Source organism: Rhizobium sp. USDA 3886 (genome assembly GCF_056279785.1).
The window spans coordinates 1399876-1424070 of record NZ_JBWCDC010000003.1 but is presented as its reverse complement, the minus strand read 5'-3'; the positions used below and the strand labels follow the sequence as shown (position 1 = coordinate 1424070).

At 57.2% G+C, this 24195-nt stretch carries 21 protein-coding genes and 1 pseudogene; 19 read left to right on the top strand and 3 right to left on the bottom strand.

The window, feature by feature from the left end; translation table 11 throughout:
* The first annotated feature begins 7 nt into the window (after positions 1-7).
* The gene (locus ACZ9BX_RS29735; protein WP_476221820.1) at positions 8-1834 is read left to right on the top strand and encodes an ABC transporter ATP-binding protein; all 1827 of its coding nucleotides are present in this window, start codon (positions 8-10) and stop codon (positions 1832-1834) included.
* Positions 1835-1844: 10 nt separating this feature from the next.
* Here ACZ9BX_RS29735 and ACZ9BX_RS29730 read toward each other — a convergent pair whose 3' ends face one another.
* Complete coding sequence (locus ACZ9BX_RS29730) at positions 1845-2090, bottom strand: DUF982 domain-containing protein (protein WP_086996174.1); 246 nt, start codon at positions 2088-2090, stop codon at positions 1845-1847.
* Between the two features lie 182 nt (positions 2091-2272).
* Here ACZ9BX_RS29730 and ACZ9BX_RS29725 point away from each other — a divergent pair, with 182 nt between their 5' ends.
* The 7 genes and pseudogenes from ACZ9BX_RS29725 (at position 2273) to ACZ9BX_RS29695 (ending at position 6647) form a co-directional block, all read left to right on the top strand.
* Positions 2273-2518: a hypothetical protein gene (locus ACZ9BX_RS29725; protein ID WP_476221818.1), complete on the top strand. Its 246-nt coding sequence runs from the start codon at positions 2273-2275 to the stop codon at positions 2516-2518.
* Positions 2519-2922: 404 nt separating this feature from the next.
* The gene (gene rfbC, locus ACZ9BX_RS29720) at positions 2923-3486 is read left to right on the top strand and encodes a dTDP-4-dehydrorhamnose 3,5-epimerase (protein WP_027511643.1); all 564 of its coding nucleotides are present in this window, start codon (positions 2923-2925) and stop codon (positions 3484-3486) included.
* Positions 3487-3498: 12 nt separating this feature from the next.
* Complete coding sequence (locus ACZ9BX_RS29715; RefSeq protein WP_027511644.1) at positions 3499-4782, top strand: NAD(P)H-dependent oxidoreductase; 1284 nt, start codon at positions 3499-3501, stop codon at positions 4780-4782.
* A 243-nt stretch (positions 4783-5025) separates the two neighbouring features.
* Positions 5026-5163: pseudogene (locus ACZ9BX_RS29710) on the top strand (IS630 family transposase); the annotation flags it as partial.
* Positions 5164-5267: 104 nt separating this feature from the next.
* A complete protein-coding gene (locus tag ACZ9BX_RS29705; RefSeq protein ID WP_476221815.1) occupies positions 5268-5597 on the top strand; it encodes a DUF982 domain-containing protein in 330 nt (109 codons plus the stop codon).
* Between the two features lie 205 nt (positions 5598-5802).
* Positions 5803-6111 (top strand): hypothetical protein, encoded by a 309-nt coding sequence (locus ACZ9BX_RS29700; RefSeq protein WP_086996182.1) that lies wholly within the window; start codon positions 5803-5805, stop codon positions 6109-6111.
* Complete coding sequence (locus ACZ9BX_RS29695; protein ID WP_476221814.1) at positions 6000-6647, top strand: acyltransferase family protein; 648 nt, start codon at positions 6000-6002, stop codon at positions 6645-6647. The genes ACZ9BX_RS29700 and ACZ9BX_RS29695 overlap by 112 nt, the downstream gene beginning before the upstream one ends.
* Here the strand turns inward: ACZ9BX_RS29695 and ACZ9BX_RS29690 are convergent.
* Together ACZ9BX_RS29690 and ACZ9BX_RS29685 are read right to left on the bottom strand one after the other, a co-directional pair.
* Positions 6617-8521 carry an acyltransferase family protein gene (locus ACZ9BX_RS29690; RefSeq protein WP_476221813.1) on the bottom strand — a complete coding sequence of 635 codons (1905 nt, stop codon included), beginning with the start codon at positions 8519-8521 and terminating at the stop codon, positions 6617-6619. The genes ACZ9BX_RS29695 and ACZ9BX_RS29690 overlap by 31 nt on opposite strands.
* A 420-nt stretch (positions 8522-8941) precedes the next feature.
* Positions 8942-9679 (bottom strand): metallophosphoesterase, encoded by a 738-nt coding sequence (locus ACZ9BX_RS29685; protein ID WP_476221811.1) that lies wholly within the window; start codon positions 9677-9679, stop codon positions 8942-8944.
* Between the two features lie 564 nt (positions 9680-10243).
* On the opposite strand from ACZ9BX_RS29685, the gene ACZ9BX_RS29680 reads away from it, so the two are divergent.
* The 11 genes from ACZ9BX_RS29680 (at position 10244) to ACZ9BX_RS29630 (ending at position 24131) form a co-directional block, all read left to right on the top strand.
* Complete coding sequence (locus ACZ9BX_RS29680) at positions 10244-11665, top strand: glutamate-1-semialdehyde 2,1-aminomutase (protein WP_476221810.1); 1422 nt, start codon at positions 10244-10246, stop codon at positions 11663-11665.
* A 156-nt stretch (positions 11666-11821) separates the two neighbouring features.
* Positions 11822-13060 (top strand): methyltransferase domain-containing protein, encoded by a 1239-nt coding sequence (locus ACZ9BX_RS29675; protein WP_476221808.1) that lies wholly within the window; start codon positions 11822-11824, stop codon positions 13058-13060.
* A gap of 41 nt (positions 13061-13101) precedes the next feature.
* Entirely contained in the window at positions 13102-14367 is a 1266-nt protein-coding gene (locus tag ACZ9BX_RS29670; protein WP_476223084.1) for a DUF4910 domain-containing protein, read from the top strand.
* Positions 14368-14371: 4 nt separating this feature from the next.
* Positions 14372-15103, top strand: a complete 732-nt coding sequence (locus tag ACZ9BX_RS29665; protein WP_037142763.1) for an SDR family NAD(P)-dependent oxidoreductase — start codon at positions 14372-14374, stop codon at positions 15101-15103.
* 452 nt (positions 15104-15555) lie between these two features.
* Positions 15556-16425, top strand: a complete 870-nt coding sequence (exoK, locus tag ACZ9BX_RS29660) for an endo-1,3-1,4-beta-glycanase ExoK (RefSeq protein WP_084606553.1) — start codon at positions 15556-15558, stop codon at positions 16423-16425.
* Complete coding sequence (locus tag ACZ9BX_RS29655) at positions 16425-17609, top strand: glycosyltransferase (protein WP_476221807.1); 1185 nt, start codon at positions 16425-16427, stop codon at positions 17607-17609. Before exoK ends, ACZ9BX_RS29655 begins: the two co-directional genes overlap by 1 nt.
* A gap of 11 nt (positions 17610-17620) precedes the next feature.
* Entirely contained in the window at positions 17621-18619 is a 999-nt protein-coding gene (locus ACZ9BX_RS29650; protein WP_476221806.1) for a glycosyltransferase family 2 protein, read from the top strand.
* Positions 18616-19560, top strand: a complete 945-nt coding sequence (locus tag ACZ9BX_RS29645; RefSeq protein ID WP_476221804.1) for a glycosyltransferase family 2 protein — start codon at positions 18616-18618, stop codon at positions 19558-19560. Before ACZ9BX_RS29650 ends, ACZ9BX_RS29645 begins: the two co-directional genes overlap by 4 nt.
* A complete protein-coding gene (locus ACZ9BX_RS29640; protein ID WP_476221803.1) occupies positions 19550-20521 on the top strand; it encodes a glycosyltransferase family 2 protein in 972 nt (323 codons plus the stop codon). The genes ACZ9BX_RS29645 and ACZ9BX_RS29640 overlap by 11 nt, the downstream gene beginning before the upstream one ends.
* The gene (locus ACZ9BX_RS29635) at positions 20518-22908 is read left to right on the top strand and encodes a GNVR domain-containing protein (protein ID WP_476221801.1); all 2391 of its coding nucleotides are present in this window, start codon (positions 20518-20520) and stop codon (positions 22906-22908) included. The genes ACZ9BX_RS29640 and ACZ9BX_RS29635 overlap by 4 nt, the downstream gene beginning before the upstream one ends.
* Positions 22909-23018: 110 nt before the next feature.
* Positions 23019-24131, top strand: a complete 1113-nt coding sequence (locus tag ACZ9BX_RS29630) for an NAD-dependent epimerase/dehydratase family protein (RefSeq protein ID WP_476221799.1) — start codon at positions 23019-23021, stop codon at positions 24129-24131.
* Positions 24132-24195 lie beyond the last annotated feature (64 nt).

The window sequence follows — 24195 nt, the reverse complement described above, 5'->3', positions numbered from 1 at the left end:
AAAGGCTATGGCGGGTGTTAAAACCCCGGTGCTCTCGGTCAAGGAGCTGACGACGTCGTTCCTCGTCGATGGTGAATGGAAGCCGGTGGTCCGCAACGTCTCCTTCGATGTGATGTCGGGTGAAACGGTCGCGCTTGTCGGCGAAAGCGGCTCCGGCAAGAGCGTCACCTCGCTCTCGATCATGCGTCTGCTTGCCAACAACCAGAGCCGCATCGAGGGCAAGATCAGCCTGAACGGCAAGGACGTCCTTTCGCTTTCCGGCAAGGAGATGCGCCAGGTGCGCGGCCATGACGCCGCAATGATCTTCCAGGAGCCGATGACGAGCCTCAACCCGATCTTTTCGATCGGCCGGCAGATCTCCGAAGCGCTGACCTGCCATGGGGACATGCCCAAGCCGGACGCGCGCAAGGAGACGATCCGACTGCTCGAGAAGGTGCGCATTCCGAATGCCGCCTCACGTTTCGAAGAATTTCCACATCAGTTCTCCGGCGGCATGCGGCAGCGTGTGATGATCGCCATGGCGCTCGCCTCAAAGCCGAAGCTTCTGATTGCCGACGAGCCGACGACAGCACTCGACGTCACGATCCAGGGCCAGATTCTCGACCTCATCAAATTGCTGCAGGAAGAGGAAGGCATGTCGGTTCTCTTTATCACCCATGACATGGGCGTCGTCGCTGAAGTTTCCGATCGCACAATCGTCATGTATCGTGGCGAAGCGGTCGAGGACGGAACGACCGGCGACATCTTTCATCACGGCAAGCACCCATACACCCGCGCGTTGCTTGCCGCAGTGCCGCGTCTGGGTTCGATGGCCGGACAAAAATGGCCGCTGCGCTTCCCCGTCGTCGATACCGCCACCGGCACCCGCAGCGAGCCCGTGGCAGTGGCCGATACTGTCGATCGCCGCAAGACGCCGATCCTCGAAGTGAAGAACCTCACCACGCGTTTTCCTGTCCGAGGCGGACTTTTCGGCGCCAAGACCGGCGCCATCCATGCAGTCGAGAATATCTCCTTCGATCTCTTTCAAGGAGAGACGCTGTCCCTCGTCGGCGAATCCGGTTGCGGCAAATCGACGACCGGCCGCTCCATCACCCGGCTTATCGAGCCGGACGCCGGCAAGGTCAGCCTCGACGGCTATGACGTGACGGCATTGGATTCATCGAGCCTTCGCCGCATGCGCCGCAGCATCCAGATGGTCTTTCAGGATCCGTTTGCAAGCCTCAATCCGCGGATGACGGTGGGGGCTGCGGTTGCCGAGCCGATTGTCGAGCACCACCTCGGCACACGCGCCGACGCGCGCGACAAGGCCGCCCACCTGTTGGAACGCGTCGGCTTGAAAGCGGATATGATGACGCGTTACCCGCACGAGTTCTCCGGTGGCCAGCGTCAGCGCATCTGCATTGCGAGGGCGCTGGCGCTTGATCCGAAAGTGATCGTCGCCGATGAAAGCGTCTCCGCCCTCGACGTTTCGATCAAAGCACAGGTCTGCAATCTGCTGATGGATCTGCAGCAGAGCCTGAACCTTGCCTTCCTTTTCATTTCTCACGATATGGCCGTGGTTGAACGCGTCAGCCACCGGGTCGCCGTCATGTATCTCGGCGAGATCGTCGAGATTGGTCCCCGCGACGCCGTCTTCGGCAATCCGCAGCATCCCTATACGAAGAAGCTGCTGGCGGCGGTTCCGGTACCCGATCCGGATCGTCGCGGCATCAAGCGCGAGCTATCGGCGGACGAGCTAAAAAGTCCTGTCCGGCCGCTGGATTATGTCGTGCCGAAGCGCAGTTACCGCGAGATCGGCGCCGGCCATCTCGTTCAGTTGGAGCCGGCGGCATGAGCAGCGTTTCTCAGCTCAAATGGAAATGAGCTTCGACCGCAGCCGCAATGAAGGCTTGCCGAGCTTTGTTGGCGTCACAGTCTCCCTGCAAGGCATCGTCGCAAACCCGCTCAGCCCGCCGGTATTGGCTGCCATGGTATGCAGGCCAGAAACGGCCAAGCATAGTTTTGGCCTGTCGCACGGTCTTGACCGTTCGCACCGTTCCCGTCGCCGGATCTTCAACAGTGATTGGAGTGTCCCAAATGGCCCGTTTCATGATGCAGCACCTCCCGCAGCATAAACGGTCTGCGAGTCGTAACGGTTCCGGGCCCACGCTTCATTTCAAGCGCCGTTGGTTAACGGAGCGTTTCCCGCCTATGCACCGGCCTGATGAGAGATCCAGGTGAGGTCATACCAACGAGCGATGATCATGACCAGTGAGCCCGTTCGGGGAACCCGATGGACATGACCTTCTACGGCCGGTCGACGAGCATGTTCCGTGCGGCGCAGCAATGGGTGACGACGTCGTCGCAGCCCATGACGATACGGTTGGGGAGCCAGTTGTCGCCCATGAACTGCCAAACGTTTTGCGTTCAGTTCAGTTCGGGTGAGCGCGGCGGCAGGAACATCAAGATGACGCTGTCCGACACCTTCAGTCTCGGCGTTTCCGGCCGAAGTTATTTCTTCCGAACGAGTAAGTCTTAAGAGTTGACATTACGCAATTGCGAAAGGTAGCATATATATGAAGGAATATGTTCGCGAGGATATCGCTTTATCGATATGAGCAAGTATCTCTGTTGATGAGTGTACGTATTTTAGCCAACATTCCCGTTTTAATGCCTTTTCTTAGTGCAAAAGGAACGGTTCGACATTCTCTTAACGGAGCCCGTTGCAGCGGCGTTGCTATTTTGTATAAGGCATGCGCTTAGTTGGTTTTTTGGAGCTTTGACATTCATCGTTCAGGTAACACTAAATTCGGGTCGTAGTGTGAAGGGCATATGATTAAAATTAATCTTTTCGAGGCCTTTGAAGGCGCTCAAAGAGACATTGTTCTACGTTCAGGGCTGCGTCGCAGCTGACTGCCAAATAGAGGATGCGAGCCGAGCAGCATGAAGTTTCACAAAACGCCCTTGGATGGTGCATACGTCATCGAGCCGGAGCCGCGCGGGGACGAACGTGGATGGTTTCAGCGCGTCTTCTGCGAGCGGGAAATGGCCGACGCCGGCGTGGAAGGCCGTTTCGTTCAAGTCAATAATTCGTTCAACGCCGAAGCAGGCACCCTGCGTGGGCTGCACTATCAACTTCCGCCCTCGCCAGAAGTTAAGATCGTCCGGTGCCTCTCCGGCGCGCTGTGGGACTGCATCATCGATCTGCGACCCGATTCCCCGACGTACCTCGGTTGGCACGCGGTTGAGTTAACGGGTGAGAACCGTCTGGCCTTTTATGTGCCCCGCGGCTTTGCCCACGGGTTTGTGACACTGAGGCCCAACACTGAGACGTTGTATCTTTCCAGCGAATTCTACGATCCAAAGTCGGAGTGCGGTGTGCGTTGGAATGATCCGAAGTTTGGCATCGCCTGGCCGGTTGAAGGGGCTGTGATTTCGGAGAAAGACGCGAAATGGCCCGACTTCGATGAGGATTTTCATGGCGTGGAACGCCTACGCGGCATCTAACAGGAGGTTTTGATGGTGATTGATACGCTCCTGAAGAAGCGGGAAGAGGATGGCCGTCCCATTAGGGTCGGGATGTACGGCGCGGGCTTCATGGCGAAGGGCATCGTCAACCAGATCTCAAATTCCGTACCGGGAATGATCCTTTGCGTGATCTGCAACCGAAACGTGGAGAAGGCTATATTAGCCTACCGCGCTGCTGGCCTTGAGGCCTCCTACGCCAGCGATGGCAGCAGTCTCTCCCGCCTGATCGCCGAAGGCACGGCGGCTGTCACCGACGATCCAGCATTGCTGTATGAGTCGGGTGATCTGGATTGCTTGATTGATGCGACGGGTGCGATCGAATATGGCGCCAACGTCAGCTTAGGCGCAATCGCGCACGGTCGCGACATGGTGACCATGAATGCCGAACTGGACGGTACGGTTGGTCCGCTTCTCAAGAAAAAAGCCGATGCGGCGGGGGTTATCTTCACGGCCTGCGATGGAGACCAGCCTGGCGTACAGATGAACTTGTGGCGCTTCGTCAAATCGATCGGCCTTACTCCGCTCATGTGCGGCAATATCAAAGGCCTGCAGGATCCCTATCGCACACCGACAACGCAGGCCGAATTCGCTGCGAAATGGGGGCAGGACCCGCATATGGTCACCAGCTTCGCTGACGGCACGAAGATTAGCTTTGAGCAAGCTATTGTCGCGAACGGCACTGGCATGTCCATTTTGAAGCGCGGCATGACAGGTGTCGAGCATCGTGGCCATGTCGATGAACTCGTCAACGCGTATGACATTGAGGCGCTGAAAGCCGTCGGTGGAGCCGTCGACTATGTCGTGGGAGCAACCCCAGGTCCGGGCGTCTTTATTCTCGCATACCACGACGATCCGAAGCAGCAGCATTACCTGAACCTTTACAAGCTCGGAACCGGCCCGCTTTATAGCTTTTACACACCTTACCATCTTTGCCATTTCGAAGTCCCCCTCTCCGTGGCTCGCGTTGCACTCTTGCGCGATCCCGTGCTTCAACCACTGGACGGGCCTAGGGTGGAGGTCGTTGCGACTGCAAAGCGCGGCCTTAATGCCGGCGAAACGATCGACGGTCTGGGCGGCTACATGAGCTATGGTCAGTGCGAGCGCGTCGATGTCGTCGGCGTTCAGGACTTGCTGCCCATGGGTGTTGCAGAGGGATGCATCTTGAAACATGCCGTGGCGAAGGATCAAGTCCTTACCTATGCAGATGTGGTGCTGCCGGCCGGCCGCATCATCGATCTCCTGCGCCGCGAACAGGCGGCAATGTTTGCTGCGTAGTGCCGGAGACGGGACTTGTGGCCGATAATCTTAAACTAACGCCCCACTGGCAGATCGACGCAGCCCAAGGCGAAACATATGGAATGCGGTATTCAAATGCGCGCAGCAGAGTCTGCTCAACCGTCATTTTCAAAACTCTGTCTCCAGCCGTACGCCGCCTCAAATAAACCGGATCCCCTATGCCTGTAGGAGAACGCCGAAAGCTGCGAAGACTGCTTACAATGAATATCAAAGCTCATAGGCGACAACTGGCTCTCCAATCGTATCTTCAGGGACTGCAACGACATCGTCACCCATTGCTGCGCCACATGGAACAGGCTCGTCGACCAGCCGTGGAAGATCATGTCCATCGGGCCTCGCGAATGGGCGTACCGGTCATGATCGACGCCCGATCGCATCAGACCTACCGAAGCAGTCTTCGTTAACGACTTTTCGACGCCTCTCCCGCAGACAACTCTCTCTTCGTGCCGCTTCAGCCGCCCGGCATGGATTTTGCTACAGCTATAGCTACTTGGAGAAACAGAGAGCAAGGTGTCATGAAAGGGAACAGTTTGGCCTTTCGGCCCGTCGGTCTGGCAATGCATTGCATCGGAGAGTACCGAGTCGTTAACTCTGTCAGGCGCGCCGCAGAAACGCTTCTGCAGCGATGGCCGATCGATGACGGCGAGGATTTTTCCGAGGCAGTGATGGCGTGCCTGGAGGGCCTGCACAACCGCGTGCCTCCCGAGGATGTTCGAGCAGCATTCATCAAAGCCGCTCATGAAGCGAATGTCATGGTGATCGAATTGGTGAAGCCTGCTTGTGAGTGCAATTGACACTGATTACCTCGACGCGGCAGTCGGAGCGAACCTTGACCCGCGCCACGGTCCATCGCCGGAGCTGCGAGAATTTCGCTATCAAGACGGAAGACACTATTCTCCTTAGCGGCATTCAAGTAGTAAAATACTTATATTTTCCGTCAGCCAATGTCAGAATAGCGTTTACCCGCGATTTTTACTGCATTGACCAGGCGTCATTACAATGAATATTCTGGTTTGCATTCTGCGCTTTCTTGCACATGTGAGGCGTGCCGTGCAGCAGATCTATACTGTTCAGTATCTGCGAGGGATCGCAGCAGTCGCAGTTCTCTTTTTCCATGTCAGCGAACGACATGATCTCGGCTTTTCAGTCGCAATCGGCTCACTCTGCATCATCTGCCTTTCGTCGCTCCTGTTGGATTGGCCTTACCTGCGGGCTTTGACGAGCCCCGTCATCCTGGAATTCGCCGCGGGCCTCTTGATTGGCCGTGTCTTCGTCCGTGGACCGAATTGCCCCACTTGGCTTGCATAGGACTTGCTGCCGTCGCGCTGATCTGCCTGGCAGCGGCCTCGGCCTTTGATGCAGACCTGCCGCGCGCCGTAAAATGGGGTGTTCCTTCGGCGCTTTTTGTCTTTGCCGCCGTGATGTGGGAGCGGCGAAGGAATGTCCAGCCATCCAACGTGCTGCTCTTCCTCGGGAACGCGTCGTACTCGATCTATCTTTGGCATGCGTTATTCGGCGTGGCGATCGTCGCGCTTCTCCTGCGAAGCGGGATCCCGCATTGGGCCTTCCCTCCGATCGAAGCCGGGGCGGCGCTCGGCCTGTTGCTGATTGCCTATGTTTCAATCGAGAAACCGTTGGGCAGGCTGATCAATCGGCGATTTCAGTCCAGTCGTCGCGCCCCCTGGCGACATCAAATGCCTGACGAAAATGCCCGAGGCTTGGCCGAAGGAGACCGCGCCGCGCATCTGAAAAAAAGGCGGAGCTGGCAAGGGCTTTTGCGGGGGGCACGACCGCAAAATGACCAGCGCAGACTTCAATTGACGCGAGATACGAGCGGGAAATAGCGTTCGACAACGCGGGCGCTGCCAAAATTCGACAGGTGACCGGAATCGAAATAAAGCATCCTTCCGTCGTCAATGTAAGGGCACTCGCCGGCTGCGCAATCCATCGCAATCGGATCAACGAAATCGGCACCGCCCGCAGCAGCTCGCAGCCGCTGGTTAAATTCGCTGTCGATCACGGTTGACCAGGAAGCTACCTTTTGGCCAGCGGCGGCTTTCTTAAAAGCAATGACGTCGACATTGGTTACAAACATCGGCGATTGTCCGATCACGATGACCCGGACGCCCTCCTCCTGGAGTTGTCTGACAGTGTCCTCGAGCATGTCCAGGCCCCGGCGTTGCAAATCAACCCATCGGCCTGAAAGCACGGCAGTCTTAACGTCAAGCGACCGGATGATGTCCAGCGCCTTCTGATTGAATGCCTGGCAGTTCGGTCTGGCGTAGGAGTAGTAGGCAAGGACCGGAGGGCATCCGGCAAATGTATACTCATAGACGCGGCCATGAATGGACGCGGCATTCGCGACGATCCCGGGGGCATAGTGGGCGGCGTAGGAATCTCCCCACAGAAGCGCAACATCACCGGTGTTTGTCGTCAAAGCGCAATCTTCGGGGCGCCATTTTTTAAAGCCGTCGTCGTCTTCGAAAAAGCAGATGCCGTTCCGCCAAGTCTGGCCGGCGCGCACTGTCGTATCCGCGCTCGCTACAACTGCAGAGACATCAACCATGCGCGCTTCGACCTCGGTTGCATAGCCGGGAAAACGTTGAGGGAAGCCATGAGCGGCGATGCCCGCGTAACCGAACAGCGAGACGATCGACATGCTGGCAAGGGCCGAGCCGATGAGGGCGCGCCGAGGCCAGCGCACGGTCTGCAGACGGAATGGCGTTTCGACAAAGCGCCAGGAGCAAATGGCAAGCAAAACGCTGGCGGCGATAATGCCCATGGCATGGAGCCCGTTGGGCTCCTCAAGGGTCACGTATCGGACGAAGACGGTAATTGGCCAATGCGCCAGATAGAGCGAATAGGAAATCTTGCCGATGAATACGAACGGCGCGCTCGCAAGGATTTTACCAACCACCGAACGGGTCGGTCCGCCTGTATAGATGACGAGAGCTGCACCTGCGCATGGCAAAACGGCGGCGAGCCCAGGGAATGGTGTCGCATCCGTATAGGCAAATACAGAAAAGAGGATCAAAATCGCGGCACCGATCGCAACGGCACTGTTTGCCCGGTAAGACAGCGTGCTTTGACCGCCCCAAAGCGCCAGCAAGCTTCCAATCAAGAGCTCCCAGCTTCGTGTCGGCAAGAGGAAGAAGTTTGCTGTCGGAGCGACGTCGATTGCATAGATGCTAAGTGCCAGGGACAGGATCAAGGCGAGTGCGAATGCCGCCAACCGCACGCGGAACGTCACTTTATAGAGCAGCCACATGGCGATCGGCATGAAGATGTAGAACTGCTCTTCGACCGCAAGCGACCAGGTATGCAAGAGCGGGCGTAGAAGCGCGCTGTTTTCGAAATAACCTGAGAACCTCCAGAAATAGACATTTGAGGTGAATGTCCCGACTGCCAGCAGGCTTCGGGCGAAGTCTTCGAAGAACGGTGGCAGGAAAAGCACGTAGGCGGCGATCGCCGTCAGTAAAACATAGAAAACCAGTGCCGGAATGATCCTGCGAAAACGCCGCTCGTAGAAAGTCAGTATGGAAAAGCGGCCATTCCTTAGATCATCATCCAGAATTCTTGTTATGAGAAAGCCTGAAATAACAAAAAAAATGTCGACGCCAACGAAACCGCCAGAAAATCCAGTGACACCGGCATGGAAAAACAGCACCGGCAATACTGCAATCGTCCGTAATCCGTCAATCTCCGGCCGATATTTCATGAAGATCCTAGTTTGTTGAAGGATTTTCAGGTGTGTTAATCACGCGTAACCAGCTTCGAGGCCTAAGTCAATAGAACGGTGAAACTGGAGAAACTTTCTAGTCTGTACTGTGTAACATGTATTCTTTTTTGATCGTCGGATTTCTGGATAACTATCTTCGCTTACGTCGATTGCTTACTTCACCAGCCGAAGCGGTCGGTGCCTCAGCCGGAGAGCAGGGTTGATTTACTTAGAGCCATACCCCGCAGCCTCGAGCTGGTTTCGGCATTCGCATGAGTAGCAGGCGCAAGGGTAACGCAGGGATCGCTGCGTTTTGACGGCAATGCGGCGACGGCATCTGCCTTAATGTCCGCTGCGGAAATCGGGACTGTAGTGCAGCGGCCGTCGCGCTTGCCAGTAAGCTCGAAGGCCGGGCTTGTGTCAGATGAAATTGAAGCTTGCCTCGGCGATCTTCAGCACCGTCAGGTGGCCAGTGGCCGTTGCCGCCGTGTCGATTGCAACCCGCTGCGGTCCGAAGGTCGGCTGCAGGACAGGTGTATGCCCGTGGATCACGAAGAGCGGCTGACGCGGGCCTTCGCTTAAAAATGGCTCGCGGATCCACATGAGATCCATATCCGTTTGTTTTGACATGTCGACGCCAGGCTTTACGCCGGCGTGTACGAACAGCAATTTGCCGATCTGAAGCGAGACCGGCATCGCTTCGATCATGGCGATGTGCTCTTCTGGCACGAGTTCCGCGACAAGAACTTGGAGACCGCGAACCCCCTTCGTCTTGATGACATGCGCAACGTCGATACCGTAGGAAGCAAGCGTCTCGGTCCCGGCGAAGTCGAGCCAATCGGCAATGATGGAAGGTTTGCGGAACATGCGGGCAAATTCATCGTCGTGATTGCCCGCAAGCGCGACCTGCACGAAGCTCTCACGCGGCTCCGCCGCAAGCATGTCGAGCACCTTGCTGCTGGCGGGACCGCGATCAACATAGTCGCCGAGAAAAACGATGAGCTTGGGGCCTAGATGGGCCCTGGCGTCATCGGCTATGCGCCGTTGGGCTTCTGCCAGTTCATCCGCACAACCGTGCACATCGCTAATGGCATAGATCGCGTCGAAGTCGATATCGGGCCACAAGAGCCTTTGCCTGCCGGTCGACTGCGGGATCATTTTGCGGCGCCAACGCATCGGGACGTGAAACATTGATCCACCAAAATGACAAGGACCCAAATCTTCTACAGGAAAAATCTTAACTGAAGTTCAAAGAGGAAGGCTCTCGAATCCCGTTATGGTTCATCTCGAAGGAATCTGGCCGCGACTGCGTGCTCGTCTGGCGCAATGCACCGGATCACCAAGTAGCAAATGCACAAAATACACCAGATTAAATCTTATATTAACACCTCATTAATTCTTATTTACATGATGTTTCTTTAATGATAACTCTAGTAACAGTAGCAGTGGAGTATAGTGTACTTGCGTGTATCCTGTGCGTACCCGACAAACTTGAAATCCAGCAATCGCTGCACGATTTCGATTTTGCGCCCGTTGCAATATATGCGGCTGGCTCAACAGTTTTTCAGAGAAGACTTCAGCGACTTTGATCTCTCAAGGTTTTGTCTTCCCGCGCTTGGGACATCCCCCGGTCACCCCTCCCGCTCAGCCATTTCAAAGCGTCGTTAAACACGTCCGCCCCTTGCAACGGCATACGACGTGTTTTCGGAGGGGGAAAGAACAGTGACCAGCCTCATTAGCAACTTCGAGAACTCGAAAGAGTTGCGTCAGCGAGCCAGAAGGTTGATTCCAGGAGGCGCCCATACTTACGCAAAGGGCGACGATCAGTATCCGGTCTTATCGCCGGGCTTCATCGCCCGGGGGCACGGCGCTTATGTCTTTGACGTTGACGGCAACAAATACATCGAGTTTGGCATGGGAAACCGCGCAGTCTCCCTTGGCCATGCCTACCCGAAGGTCTTGCGCGCTGTCGAGCGGGAGTTGAAGAATGGTGCGAACTTCACCCGGCCGGCAGTCATCGAGGTAGATTGCGCATCGAGCTTCCTTGAGACGATCCAAGGCGCCGAAATGGTCAAATTCTGTAAGGATGGCTCACATGCAACCTCTGGCGCCATCCGGCTGGCGAGAGCCATCACCGGCCGTGACCTTGTTGCCCGATGCGCCGATCACCCATTTTTTTCGACCGACGACTGGTTCATCGGCACAACGCCCATGAACGCCGGCATCCCGAAAGCTGTACGGGATATGACGCTATCGTTTAACTACAATGAAATTGACAGTGCCAAAGCACTGTTTGAGCAACATCCCGGAAAGATCGCGGCTGTCATCCTTGAGCCATCGAAAGGCGAGTCGCCAAGGGATAATTTCCTGCACCGTCTTCGTGATCTTTGTCATGCCAATGGAGCACTTTTCATCCTTGACGAGATGATAACCGGTTTCCGGTGGCACCGGAACGGAGCCCAGGCTCTTTACGATATCCAACCAGATCTATCCTGCTTCGGCAAAGCGATGGGCAATGGCTTTGCGATCTCCGCGCTTGCGGGAAAGCGCGAATTCATGGAGCTTGGAGGTATCGATCAGCGCGAGAAGCCACGCGTTTTCCTGCTGTCGACCACCCATGGAGCTGAAACGCACGCCATGGCGGCGGCAATTGCAACGATGAAGATTTATCGTGAAGAGCCGGTGATCGAGCATCTTTTTGAAAAGGGCGAGGCGCTTCGAGAAGGTATTACGCAGATCGCCGGCAGCCATGGGATTGGCAATCATTTCAGTGTCTTCGGGCTGGCAAGCAACCTCGTTTACGCAGCGCTTGATGAGGACGGCCGTCCCTCCCAAGCCTTCCGGACGCTGTTCCTGCAGGAATTGATCAAGCGCGGCGTTCTCGCTCCATCCTTCGTTGTCAGTTACACGCACGACGACCCCGAGATTGCAAAGACGCTCGATGCTGTTGACGGTGCGCTTTGCATTTATCGCAAGGCCCTTGAGGACGGTGTGTCCAATTATCTGGTCGGCCGACCATCGGACGTGGTGTTCCGCGCCACGAACCGCCTGACAACCCTGCCTGACGGTGCTCCCGCTCTGGTGCCTGAATTAAATCGTCGCGTCAAACGGCGCGAGACGAGCTTTGCCACTGCCGGCCGGTAGGGAGGTTTATCGGTGCTTCACCACTTATCGAGGAGTCTCGAAGTCGCGGTCATGTTTGGTGCTCGTTGTTGTGCTGCGAACAGATCTGCAAACGTCAACCACATGTTTCAGACCACGTACTCTTCACCACATCGTTTCGTCTAGGGGGCGAAGATCATGACTTCCTTCAACTGCCGGTTCTGCAACACCACACTCACTCAGACAGTCGTCGACCTTGGCGCGTCACCGCTTGCAAACTCCTATATCGCCATCGACAAAACGCAGGATCCCGAACCGTTCTTTTCACTCCATGCTTTCGTCTGCGACGAATGCTTCTTGGTCCAGGTGCCTCCCATGGCGCCGCGGGAAGACATTTTCGACAGCGAATATGCCTATTTCTCCTCCTACTCGGCCTCGGTACTGAGCCATGCCCGCGAATATGTTGACCAGATGGTCGAGCGGTTTCATTTCGACACCGGCCATCAGGTGATCGAAATTGCCAGCAACGACGGCTACCTTTTAAAGAACTTCAAGGAACGCGGCGTTCCGGTGCTCGGCATCGAGCCCTGTCCCAATGTCGCGGCCGTCGCGTTAGAGGCCGGCATCCCGAGCAGGGTGCAGTTTTTCGGTGTCGAGACGGCACGGCAGCTGGTTGGCGACGGCCTCACGGCTGACCTTCTGATTGGCAACAACGTGCTGGCGCATGTCCCCAACATCAACGATTTCGTTGCCGGCATCAAAATCGTGTTATCGGCAACCGGCATCGTAACAATCGAATTTCCGCATCTCATGAAGATGCTGGAGCTCAATTACTACGATACGATCTATCATGAGCACTATTCGTACCTGTCGCTCTACAGTGTCGAGAAAATCTTTGCCCATCACGGCTTGACGATCTTCGATGTCGATGAGATCCGTCCACAAGGGGGATCGTTGCGCATTTATGCCCGTCACGCCGAAGATCAAAGCCAGCCAGTGTCGGTCCGTGTCGGTGAACTGCGCGCGCGCGAAATTGAAGGCGGCGTCAATTCTATCCAACGCTACGCCAAATTTTCCGAGCAGGTTCACCGCACCAAGCGCGATCTGTTGCGCTTTCTGATCGATGCGAAAGAGAGCAAAAAGACCGTTGTCGCCTATGGCGCTCCGGCAAAGGGCAACACGCTTTTGAATTTCTGCGGCGTTGGCACGGATCTCATCGAATATACTGTCGATGTCAGCCCTCATAAGCAAAACCACTTGCTTCCGGGGACCCGCATCCCGATCCACGCACCACAAAAGATTGAGGAAACCAAGCCCGATTACGTCCTGATCCTTCCCTGGAACATCAAGGATGAGATCATCAGCCAGATGTCGGCGGTCAAAGACTTGCGCAGCCGGTTTGTCGTTCCGCTTCCTAATGTCGAGGTCGTTGCTTGAGCGCCGTCAGCGCGCCCGTCAAGGAGCCTGCCGGCGCGCGGATGTATGCCCTCATTGAGCGGCTTTATCCGATCTGTCGCAGCATCACCGGTCCGGGCATCGTCGAGACACTGGAGATTATCAGGCAGGAAATTCCGGTTAAGATTCATCGTATCGCAAGCGGCACAGAGATCTTCGACTGGACGGTCCCGCAGGAATGGAGCATCCGCGATGCCTATGTGAAGGACGAGAAGGGCAATCGCGTCATCGACTTCAAGGCAAGCAATCTGCACGTCGTCAACTATTCACGACCGATCCGCGCGACATTGCCGCTTAAGGCGCTGAAGCCTCATCTGCACACCGACCCTGGCCATCCCGCTTGGATACCTTACCGGACGAGCTACTACAAGGAGGACTGGGGCTTCTGCCTGTCCCAGAACGCCCTCGAGGCGATGAGCGAAGGATCCTACGAGGTCCTGATAGACTCAACACTTTCAGACGGCGAACTCCTGTGGGGCGAGTGCTTCATCCCCGGCTTCACAACCGACGAAATCATTATCTCGACGCACATCTGCCATCCGTCGCTTGCCAACGACAATCTGTCCGGCATCGCCGTGTGTGTCGAGCTTGCTAAGCTTTTGATGGCGTCACAGCGGCGCTATTCCGTGCGGTTGCTCTTCATTCCGGGCACGATCGGTTCAATCGCCTGGCTTTCGATGAACCGCGAGCGGCTGTCGCGCATCAAACATGGTCTCGTCGCCGTCAACCTCGGTGACCCTGGCATGCTGCATTATAAGAAAAGTCGCCACGAGACGGCCGAGATCGATCGGGTGGTGGAGCATGTGCTGACGGCAGCGGGGCAAGCCCATTCGATTATGGCTTTTTCTCCCTATGGCTATGACGAACGGCAGTTCAGTTCGCCTGGCATCAACCTTCCCTTCGGCTGTCTGTCGCGCACACCCTACGGACAGTTTGCCGAATACCATACATCGGCCGACAATCTTGATTTCATCAAGCCGGAAGCGCTTGCCCACTCGTTCGAGACCTACGCCTGCGTGCTCGGCACACTGGACCGCAACCGAGCTTTCCTGAACCTTTCGCCGATGTGCGAACCCCAGCTTGGAAAGCGGGGGCTCTACGATGCCGTTGGCGGCAAGTCGGACACGAAGACGCGTCAGATGGCCCTACTCTGGGTTCTAAACTACTCGGACGGCAAACATGATCTCCTCGACATCGCCAGAAAATCGGGTCTAGCATTTGATTTGATCGCCGATGCCGCGGATCTTCTGCTCGGCCATGATCTGCTTGCACCGGTGGAGAGGGACTAAGATCATGGAAAAACCTCTTCAGGGGCGTGTGGCAGTGGTGACCGGGGCAGCGAGCGGTATCGGGCAAGCGATCGTTTCAGCATTTGGTGCAGCCGGCGTGACAGTTCATGCTCTAACCCGCGGCGGCGTCCCGCAGTCGTCGCTCAGCAATGGAGCATCAATCAGTTGGCATCATGTCGATCTTGCTGATGACAGGGCGATCGCCGAATTCGTCGCCCGTTTGCGGGTGACTGATCGCGGCATTGATTACCTGGTGCACAGTGCTGGCGTCTTTCGTTCGGGCCCGGTTGCGCAAAGCCCAGCGGAAGAACTCGATGACGTCTGGCGCGTCAATCTGCGTGCGCCATATGTTCTGACGCAGCTTCTGCTCCCGGCGCTGACCAGACAGAAGGGTTATATCGCATTTATCAACTCGAGCGTGTGGCTGAATCCGAGAATGGAGCTCGCTGCTTACACGATGAGCAAATATGCCCTGAAGGCCTTTGCCGACGTGCTGAGAGCCGAGATCAATGGCCAGGATGTGCGCGTCCTCAGCATCTTTCCCGGGAAGACAGCAACGGCGATGCAGGAAACCATCCATGATGCGAGAGCGCTTTCGTACCAAGCGGACGAGCTACTGCAGCCGGAATCGGTGGCAGCGAACCTGATCACAGCCTTGTCGATGCCATCCTCCTGCGAAGTCACGGAGATTTTCATGCGGCCAGCACGACCGGCACCACCGACTTTCAACGGCTAGATATTGGTTGCCGCCACCTGCGGAGCCAGCGCGATAGAGCACGTGTGCTCCTGACGGACAGACGTGCCTGCCCTCTCCAGCGTTCGGAATGCCCATCTGTATCATTATGAAACGACAGAAGCTGAAATTTGTCCCAGCGTTAATCTGCGGCGTTAAATCAAGCTTTTAGCGACTAGATTCGTTAATTTTTGGTTGCCTCTTTACCAATTCTGAAATAACGTCCCTACAAATACTGCTACGCCGTTCTAGGGATGCCTGTATATACGACCGCTACCAGTTAAACGCGGTCGAGATACGCAACATCGGCGTTGCACTTCAGGCAGGATAACTCTGCGATGAGGGCACCGCGCGTTTATTCTGTCTGTAAAGGAAAATCAAAAAGTATAGCCTGACATCTTTAGTGCCAACGTCGCCGTGTCATTTGTTTCTCGTACTCGCTTCGGGCTGCTATTATGAATTTCGATCAACCTTCACATGTTAACCGTGCGGTTAGCGGTCAGGATTTCAGTTGCATTTGCCGGCGGGTCTTTTCGCTGATCTTGCTGACGTGCTGGCTTGCCCCTAACGTCCAGGCTGCGGACGGGCGCCCTGGAGCATCCTTCTTCGAGAGCTTTGATCGGCTCGATTCCAACTTCTGGTATATTTCAGACGGCTGGACGAACGGTGATCATCAAAACTGCATCTGGTCGGCGCGAATGATCAAGATTGCCGACGGCTTTGCGTCGCTGATGCTCGCAAAGGACGCGGCCGATCAGAAGACCCTCCTTTGCGCAGAACTCCAGACGAAGCAGCGCTACGGCTTTGGCACCTATGAGGCACGGATAAAGTCGGCGACCGGGTCGGGCCTTAACTCGGCATTTTTCTCCTATATCGGCCCTGCCGACCATGAGGAGCACGACGAGATCGATTTCGAGGTGCTGGGTAAGGACAGTGCTACTGTCCAAGTCAACCAGTATGTGAAAGCGAAGGGCGGCAACGAAAGGCTGGTTTCGCTAGCTGGCCCGGCCGACGAGGCGTTCAACCACTTCGCCTTCATCTGGGAGCCCTCGAGACTCCGGTTCTTCGTCAACGGCGTCCTCGTCAACGAGGTCACCGATAAGCTCCGTATTCCGACGGAACGGCAGAAGATCTTCTTTAGCCTATGGGGAACCGATACGCTTACAGGCTGGATGGGCCCCTTTGCCTACAAAGGACCGACTATCATGCAGGTCGACTGGGTGAGCTTTACTGCTGCAGGCGAAAGATGCCTGTTTGCAGGCTCACTGACCTGCGATCGGACCATCACCGTCAGCGCCCCTGCCAAGACGCAGGAGAACCTTTGATGCCGCGCGTGCTTTACCTCGTCCATGACCTGTCGGATCCGGCAGTTCGCCGGCGCCTGATCATGCTGACACGCGGCGGCGCGACGGTTGACCTTGCAGGCTTTGCGCGGACGAAGATCCCAGGCGATATCGAAGGCATCAATCCGGTCAATCTCGGCAAGACGGCCGACGGCCGCTTTGTCCAGCGCTCCTGGGCTGTTCTCAAAGCGATGGCAAGGCTGCGTTCTGTTCTTGCAGGCGCCAGCAAACCGGACGTGATCGTCGCCCGCAATCTCGAAACGCTGGCACTGGCAAACCGCGCCAACCGTTATTTCGGCGGGTCCGTGCCAATCGTTTACGAGTGCCTCGATATTCACAGGCTTCTCATCGGAATGGGTCCTGTCGGGCGCTCGATGCGATTAGCCGAACGTTGGTTTGGCCGAAGCGTCACCGCGATCGTCACCAGTTCGCCAGCCTTCAAGAGCAACTATTTCGATGTGCAGTCTTTTCTGAAGGTCCCGGTCGTGATCGTCGAGAACAAGGTCGTCCCGCCTCCAAGGGAGGGCCTTCTTCCCGTTCCGCAAAAGCTCGAAGGCCGGCCATGGCGCATAGGCTGGTTTGGCGCGCTGCGTTGCAGAAAATCGTTGAAGCTGCTTGCGCGCTTCTCAAGGATGGCGAACGGCAGGTTCGAGATCGTTCTGCGCGGCCGGCCGGCTTACAGGGAATTTAGCGACTTCGACGCCTTCGTGGAGAACGAACCCTTCATGCGTTTTTGTGGTCCCTACCGAAACCCGGAGGACCTCGGTGCAATTTACGGCGAGGTCGACTTTGCCTGGGCGGCCGATTTTTTCGAGGAGGGTCTCAATTCCAAGTGGCTGTTACCGAACCGGCTTTACGAAGGATGCCTGTACGGGGCAGTACCGATTGCCGTTCAAGGCACCGAGACGGCTGAGGCACTTCGGCGCAACAATATCGGCCTGATCTTGTCCGATGCCACGCCCTTTGCGCTTAGCATGGCGATGGAGGGCCTGGACGTTCAGCGCTTTAAGCGCCTGAAATCCGCGATTGCCGCATGCGATCGGCGCAACTGGGCGATCGATGAGGCGGACTGCAAGGACTTGGTCGCCTGGCTCGCCGGCTTGGCGCCAGCCGAGCCTCGCAAAACTTCAGATCGCCTTCCGATCAATTCGTCATTTGCCATATAGGGTTGAACGCGATGAATAAGCACGTATGTCCAGAAGATTGCTGCTTGATCGTCATTCCATGCCTTGACGAGCGAAACTATATTGGTGCGCTTCTGAGCGCCCTGAGCATGGAGCTCCAGGCTCCGGACTGGAGCATCGTGGTGGCCGATGGCGGCAGCAAGGACGGTTCACAGGATATCATCAAGGCCGCCTCCGCCATCGATCCGCGCATCATCTTCCTTGACAATCCGAAGCGCCTGCAAAGTGCGGCGATCAATCTTGCAGTGGCACGCTACGGCCGTGATTTTGAATATTTTGTGCGCATGGACGCGCATGGTGAATATCCGAAGGGTTATTGCCAACGACTAATTGCCGATGCCGAGATGACCGGCGCCGCCTCCGTCGTCGTCGCCTTGGAAACGACCGGTTTCAACGCGATCCAGAAAGCAGCCGCGATCGCCCAGAACTCCAAGATCGGTAACGGCGGTTCTGCGCATCGCAACCTGTCGACGGGCGGCTACGTCGACCATGGCCACCACGCATTGATGCACGTCGGGACCTTTCTCGCCGTCGGCGGATATGACGAGACCTTTTCCCACAATGAGGATGCCGAGCTCGACTTCCGCTTGAGGAAGGCTGGCTACAAGATCTGGATCAGCGGCACGACATGCATGGTCTATCATCCGCGCGCAAGCGTTGCCGCACTGTTTCGTCAATATCTCAATTACGGCCGCGGGCGGGCGCGCAATATCCGCAAACACAAGACCATGCCGGCTTTACGCCAAATGCTGCCGCTAACAGTCGCGCCCGCCGTTGCTGGCACGGTGCTCGCGCTGTTTTACTGGGCTGCGATCGTTCCAGCTTTCGTCTGGGCGTTCACCTGTGTCGGCTATGGCTTTTATCTTCGCGTACGTCAGCAGATGCCACACGGACCATTGGCCGGATTGATTGCAATGGTCATGCATATGGCGTGGTCAACCGGCTTCTGGCTTGAGATGCTGTCGCTTCGGCCAAAAAGGAGCGTCTCATGAGCCAGCCGCTTCTCGTCGAAATTGCCGTCTGCACATACCGGCGGAGCTCGCTCAGCCACACGCTGGCCTCGATTGCGGCGATTGCCGTGCCTGAGCAGGCCGTCCTTCGCATCATCGTCGCCGACAACGATGTTGAAGAAAGCGCCAGAGATGCAGTCGAGGCCATCAGGGCCAAGATTGTGCATCAGGTGATTTACCTTCATTGCCCTGCCGGCAACATATCGATTGCCCGCAATGCCTGCCTCGATCGGGCGACAGGCGACTATTTGGCCTTTGTCGACGACGACGAGCTAGTCACGCCAGGCTGGCTCACGGCACTGCTGGCTACCGCCAAACAGACCAATGCAGCAGCCGTGCTCGGTCCTGTGTCGGCGCGCTACGGCAAGGATGCTCCTGCGTTCATGGTCGAAGGCGATTTCCACTCGACGAAACCGGTTTTCGTCAATGGCGAGATCAAGACGGGATACACCTGCAATCTGCTGCTCGACAGGAACGCCGAAGCCTTCCGCGACCGGCGCTTTGACCTGGCGCTTGGTCGCTGCGGCGGCGAGGACACGGCATTCCTTGCCGACCTCCACGCGACCGGCGGCAAGATCGCATTTGCGGATAAGGCACTGGTCATCGAACCGGTTGCCGAGGAACGCGCCTCAATCGGATGGCTCGCCGGGCGCCGGTTCCGCTCCGGGCAGAGCCATGCACGCGTCCTGCGCACGACGGCAGCCGCACCTGGTTTGGCACTGCAGATCGTGCTTGCCGCACTGAAGGCGCTGGTCTGCTTTGCCGTAAGCCTTTTCTTATGGTTCCTGCCTGTCGACCGTTGGCGCTATGTCTTGAGAGGAATTCTGCATCTCGGCGTCGTTGCCGGTCTGCTTGGCGTCCGTGAAGCGATGCATTACGGCGGGCCGGTTCCAGCCGCAAGGAGCAACCCCCATGTTGCCTGACGTCCCGGACATCTCCTACATCGTTGCTGCCTACAACGCCGCAGGCACGGTCGCACGCGCCATTGAAAGCGTGCTTGCCCAGGAGGGTGTCGATGTCGAGGTGATTGTTGCCGACGACTGCTCGGTCGATGAGACGGCTCACATCGTGCGCTCCTACGGCAGCGAAAAGGTGCGGCTCGTCAGCCTGCCGGATAATCGCGGACCTGGCGGCGCCCGCAATGCGGCGATCGCAGATGCGAGAGGCAGATGGATCGGGATTGTCGATGCCGACGACGAGATCCTGCCTCAAAGGACGAAACGGCTCCTCAGGTGCGCCGATGTCCCGGCCGTCGACGCCGTCGTCGATAACCTCGTCATCAAGTCGGAGGGCAAGGAGCGGCTCCTGCACCGCACGGCCGATCTAGCACGGCTCGGGAACTTGAGCCTTGCTCATTTCATCGACCACAACATGCTCTTTGCCGGGCGCTTCAATCTTGGCTACCTGAAGCCACTCATTCGCCGCGACTTTATTCGGGCAAACGGCATTGCTTATGACGATCAGCTGCGCATCGGCGAGGACTATCTGTTCCTCGCAAGGACGCTGTCGCGCGGCGCATATTGCATCGTTGAGCCGGAGGCAGGATACCTCTACCATTCCGCCAAAGGCTCGATCTCGCACGTCATGAACCTGAACGACGTCGAAGCCATGATTCGGGCGGATCGTGATTTTCTGGCTACCTTCCCGGTGGATGCCGCAGCCCGCGCAGCACAACTCAGAAGAATTAAGAATCTTGAGGAGGCGGCTGCTTTTCTGACCCTCGTTGATCATATCAAACAGCGTTCTGTTGCGGATGCTGTGAAGGACGTCCTGCGCAATCCGGCAGCAGCCCGTCATCTCAAGATGCCGATCACGGCACGTCTCAAGCGAGCGATGGTGGCGCTGCAGACACCGAGTTCGGCCTTTAGACGGGTGTCGCAATGAACGAGTTCATGGGCAAGGCAAAGATGATGCAGGAGGCAGTACGCCCCTATCTCGGTCAGCCGGGCACGGCCAAGCACGCTGAGGTCGGCGGGGAGAAGTTCATCGACGTCGAACACCTGATGCAGATCGCCAGGCGCCAGGCAAAGCTCGTGGCCCTTTTCGCGGCCATTGGACTACTGCTCGGTGTCACCCGGCTGGTGTTTGCAACCTATTATTATACGGCAGGCACCAGCGTCCTGATCGATGACAATCTGAGCCGGTTTGCTGGCGACGTTTCGCCGGCGCCTGCAAACATGGAATCTGACAAGAAGATCATGAGCCAGGTGGCGATCTTGAGGTCAAGCTCGCTTGCGGCAAAGGTGGTCGACAAACAGCAGCTTTACGAAAAGCACGAATTCATCAATCCTCCGGTCTCGGTCACCCAGGAGATCAAGGGCCTTGCCAAAATGACGATGGACCTGTTTGCCGGCAAGGGCATGGAGATGGCAAATGCCGATAGCCTCGACGCGCGCAGAGGCACTGCCGTGGCAGTTCTCATGGAAAATCTGAGGGTCGAACAGCAGCCGCAGAGCTTCGTGATCGACCTCTATTATACATCGACCGACCCGGCCTTGTCGGCGCAGATCGCTAACGCCTATGCCGATGCCTACCTGTCAGACAAGCTCGATGCTAATTTCGACGCTTCGCAAAGGGCAACGGTCTGGTTGCGCGCTCGGCTGACTGATCTGAAGGAGCAGTCGCAGGAAGCGGCCCTGAAGGTCGAGCGCTACCGCGCCGAAAACGGCCTTACCTCAGCAAAAGGTGCGCTCTTGTCGGAAGAACAGCTGTCCGACATCAGTGGTCAATACATCCTGGCCCAGGCGGACAGCGCCAAGGCGCTTGCGCTCTACAACCAGTATAAGGCAATCGTCGCCGCCGGCCAGCAGACTGCAGTCGACAATGCCGCAACCGTCTCCGAGCAGGAAGGCTCGACGGTCATTTCGACACTCAGAACGCACTATCTGAACGTCATCAAGCGGACCCAGGATATCGAGCGCCGTTTCGGTCCCGAACATCCGCAAGCAATCCTGCTGCGTAAGGAGCAGGACGACGTAGGGCGGCAGATATTCCTTGAGCTCAAGCAGATGACGGAAAGCTACCGCAATCAATATGAGGTCGCGGTCTCGCGGGAGGCATCGCTGAAGGAGGGTCTGTCGAAGATCACCGGACAAACCTCGGCCGCGAACGAATCGCTCGTGCAATTGAAGGATCTGGAACGCAACGCCGAAGCCATCAGCGACCTCTACAAGACCTATCTGACGAAATATCAGGAAACGGCCCAGAACCAGTCGTTCCCGATATCAGAAGCGCGCGTCATCTCGCCTGCCTCGCCGCCGGTCGATGCATCCAGTCCGAAGCGCACGTTGACGCTTGGCGGCTCGCTGATACTCGGTGCGATCTTCGGTATCGGTCTTGGCCTGTGGCGCGAGGTTAGGGAGGGTACATTCCGCCTTGGCGAGCAATTGACGACGCTCGGCCTGAAGTTCTTGGGTTACCTGCCGCCGATCCCAGGGGCCACGCGTCCCTCTCCCGATGACGAAAGGAGGCTGATCGCCAATCCCGATGTCGAAACGATGCGGTTCGCGGTCAAATCGGGCGGCTCCAAATTTACCGAGACCATACGGCATGCAAAGATCGTGACCGACACGATGCTTGGCAGCCAGAACTGCAAAGTGATCGGCGTCGTCTCGGTGTTGCCAGGCGAAGGCAAGACGACGGTCGCGGCAAATTTCGCGACACTCGTGGCATCCAGCCCAGCGAAGGTGCTGATGATCGATGCCGATCTCAGACGCGGTTCGCTGACGCAGGGTCTTGGCATCCCGTTTGAAACCGGCTGGACAGAGGCACTGGCTGGGACAATCAGATGGCAAGACACTCTGGTTGTCGATCCGCAGACGGGCACAAGCCTTCTCGCGACACCGCGCCAGGCGAAGGTCTTCAACACGAGCGAGCTGATCTCGGGGCCCTCCATGGCAACTGTGTTGGAAGAAGCCCGGTCCATGTTCGACTATATAATCGTCGATCTTCCACCGATCGGGCCGGTCTTTGATGCCAAGGCTTTTGAGCCCTTGGCCGATGGATTCCTGCTCGTGTCGGAATGGGGGGGCACGCCGCGGGCCCTTTTGAAGTCAACACTTGAACAGGAACCAGCGATCGCCGCGAAAGTGCTGGGCGTTGTGCTCAACAAGGCCGATCAGGAGAAACTTTCAACCTACGGCGGGCTTGGCAGTTCCGAAAAGCTCTTTTCCCGATATGCGAGTTACTACCTCGAGCATGGCGAGCCGATCATGAAGGCGAGAGGTCGCCGACAGCGAAAGGCGCGCGCGCAGCTATCGAAGGAGCTCTAACTAGACACGCAAGAAGCACTGATCCGATGCAACGTTGGTCGTGAAGCAACACCCCCTAGTTTGCACCATGTCCATTTTCAATGACAGTCACCAGTTCCGGAGCGTTTGAAATGAAGATCTTAATCACAGGAAACATGGGCTATGTCGGGCCCGCTGTCGTCTCTCACCTGCGCCGTGAGATGCCTGATTGCATGCTTGTTGGCGTCGATACTGGCCTTTTCGCGCATTGCCTGACCCAAGCAAGCCTGCCCGAGCGTTTGCTTAACAGTCAGGTCTTTGCCGATGTCCGCGACCTGCCTGCCGAGCTATTCGAGGGCGTCGATGCAGTGGTGCATCTGGCGGCCGTTTCCAATGACCCGATGGGCGGCCGCTTTGAGGCGGTGACGGACGAGATTAACCATCGTGCCACGCTGAGAACGGCCGAACTCGCCGCCGGGATGGGCGTAAAGAGCTTTGTCTTTGCCTCCAGCTGCTCCATGTACGGATTTGCCGAGGGCGGCGCGCGCACCGAGTCAGATGAGCTCAATCCTCTAACCGCCTATTCGCGCTCGAAGGTCGCCGCCGAGACCGGGCTTGGCGAGATCGCCCGCCACAGCCAGATGACGGTCAGCGCTCTGCGCTTTTCGACCGCCTGTGGCTTTTCCGGGCGCACGCGGCTCGATCTCGTGCTCAACGATTTTGTGGCCTCGGCGCTGAAGACCGGGCGGGTTTCGGTCCTCTCTGACGGCACGCCCTGGCGGCCGCTCATTCATGTCAACGACATGGCAAGGGCGATCGAATGGGCGCTGCTCAGGCAGGATGGCGGGAATTTTCTGGCCGTCAATGTCGGTTCCGAGGACTGGAACTATCAGGTCCGCGAACTCGCGGAGGCCGTCGCCGCCTCGATTCCGGGGACTGTGGTCGAAATCAACAAGGACGCTCCACCGGACCGGCGTTCCTATCGGGTTAATTTCGATCTCTACCGGAGCCTGGCACCGGCTCATCAGCCGGAAGTAACACTTGCAGGCGCTATTGACGATCTGAAGACCGGGCTTGATGCGGCGGGTTTGAAGGATCCCGATTACCGCTCTTCGCAACTCGTGCGGCTGAACGTGCTTACGCGGGCGATCGACGGCGGTAGTCTTGGTGCCGACCTGCGTTACACGGCCAATCCGGCCGCCGGTACTTTCAGTCCCGGCTTCAAGGACCTCGCGCTTCGGACGCGCGAAGCCATGCCTGGCTGAACCGGATCATGTGACACAGCTACTTTAGCGCCGCATAGCGCGGGCAACCATTCAAAATGACGAG

Excerpts from the sequence above, each read along its gene's own strand:
- ACZ9BX_RS29735 (WP_476221820.1), top strand. The coding sequence starts at position 8 with ATGGCGGGTGTTAAAACCCCGGTGCTCTCGGTCAAGGAGCTGACGACG.
- ACZ9BX_RS29730 (WP_086996174.1), bottom strand. The coding sequence starts at position 2,090 with ATGAAACGGGCCATTTGGGACACTCCAATCACTGTTGAAGATCCGGCG.
- ACZ9BX_RS29725 (WP_476221818.1), top strand. The coding sequence starts at position 2,273 with ATGGACATGACCTTCTACGGCCGGTCGACGAGCATGTTCCGTGCGGCG.
- rfbC (WP_027511643.1), top strand. The coding sequence starts at position 2,923 with ATGAAGTTTCACAAAACGCCCTTGGATGGTGCATACGTCATCGAGCCG.
- ACZ9BX_RS29715 (WP_027511644.1), top strand. The coding sequence starts at position 3,499 with ATGGTGATTGATACGCTCCTGAAGAAGCGGGAAGAGGATGGCCGTCCC.
- ACZ9BX_RS29705 (WP_476221815.1), top strand. The coding sequence starts at position 5,268 with ATGGATTTTGCTACAGCTATAGCTACTTGGAGAAACAGAGAGCAAGGT.
- ACZ9BX_RS29700 (WP_086996182.1), top strand. The coding sequence starts at position 5,803 with ATGAATATTCTGGTTTGCATTCTGCGCTTTCTTGCACATGTGAGGCGT.
- ACZ9BX_RS29690 (WP_476221813.1), bottom strand. The coding sequence starts at position 8,521 with ATGAAATATCGGCCGGAGATTGACGGATTACGGACGATTGCAGTATTG.
- ACZ9BX_RS29685 (WP_476221811.1), bottom strand. The coding sequence starts at position 9,679 with ATGATCCCGCAGTCGACCGGCAGGCAAAGGCTCTTGTGGCCCGATATC.
- ACZ9BX_RS29675 (WP_476221808.1), top strand. The coding sequence starts at position 11,822 with ATGACTTCCTTCAACTGCCGGTTCTGCAACACCACACTCACTCAGACA.
- ACZ9BX_RS29670 (WP_476223084.1), top strand. The coding sequence starts at position 13,102 with ATGTATGCCCTCATTGAGCGGCTTTATCCGATCTGTCGCAGCATCACC.
- ACZ9BX_RS29665 (WP_037142763.1), top strand. The coding sequence starts at position 14,372 with ATGGAAAAACCTCTTCAGGGGCGTGTGGCAGTGGTGACCGGGGCAGCG.
- exoK (WP_084606553.1), top strand. The coding sequence starts at position 15,556 with ATGAATTTCGATCAACCTTCACATGTTAACCGTGCGGTTAGCGGTCAG.
- ACZ9BX_RS29655 (WP_476221807.1), top strand. The coding sequence starts at position 16,425 with ATGCCGCGCGTGCTTTACCTCGTCCATGACCTGTCGGATCCGGCAGTT.
- ACZ9BX_RS29650 (WP_476221806.1), top strand. The coding sequence starts at position 17,621 with ATGAATAAGCACGTATGTCCAGAAGATTGCTGCTTGATCGTCATTCCA.
- ACZ9BX_RS29645 (WP_476221804.1), top strand. The coding sequence starts at position 18,616 with ATGAGCCAGCCGCTTCTCGTCGAAATTGCCGTCTGCACATACCGGCGG.
- ACZ9BX_RS29640 (WP_476221803.1), top strand. The coding sequence starts at position 19,550 with ATGTTGCCTGACGTCCCGGACATCTCCTACATCGTTGCTGCCTACAAC.
- ACZ9BX_RS29635 (WP_476221801.1), top strand. The coding sequence starts at position 20,518 with ATGAACGAGTTCATGGGCAAGGCAAAGATGATGCAGGAGGCAGTACGC.
- ACZ9BX_RS29630 (WP_476221799.1), top strand. The coding sequence starts at position 23,019 with ATGAAGATCTTAATCACAGGAAACATGGGCTATGTCGGGCCCGCTGTC.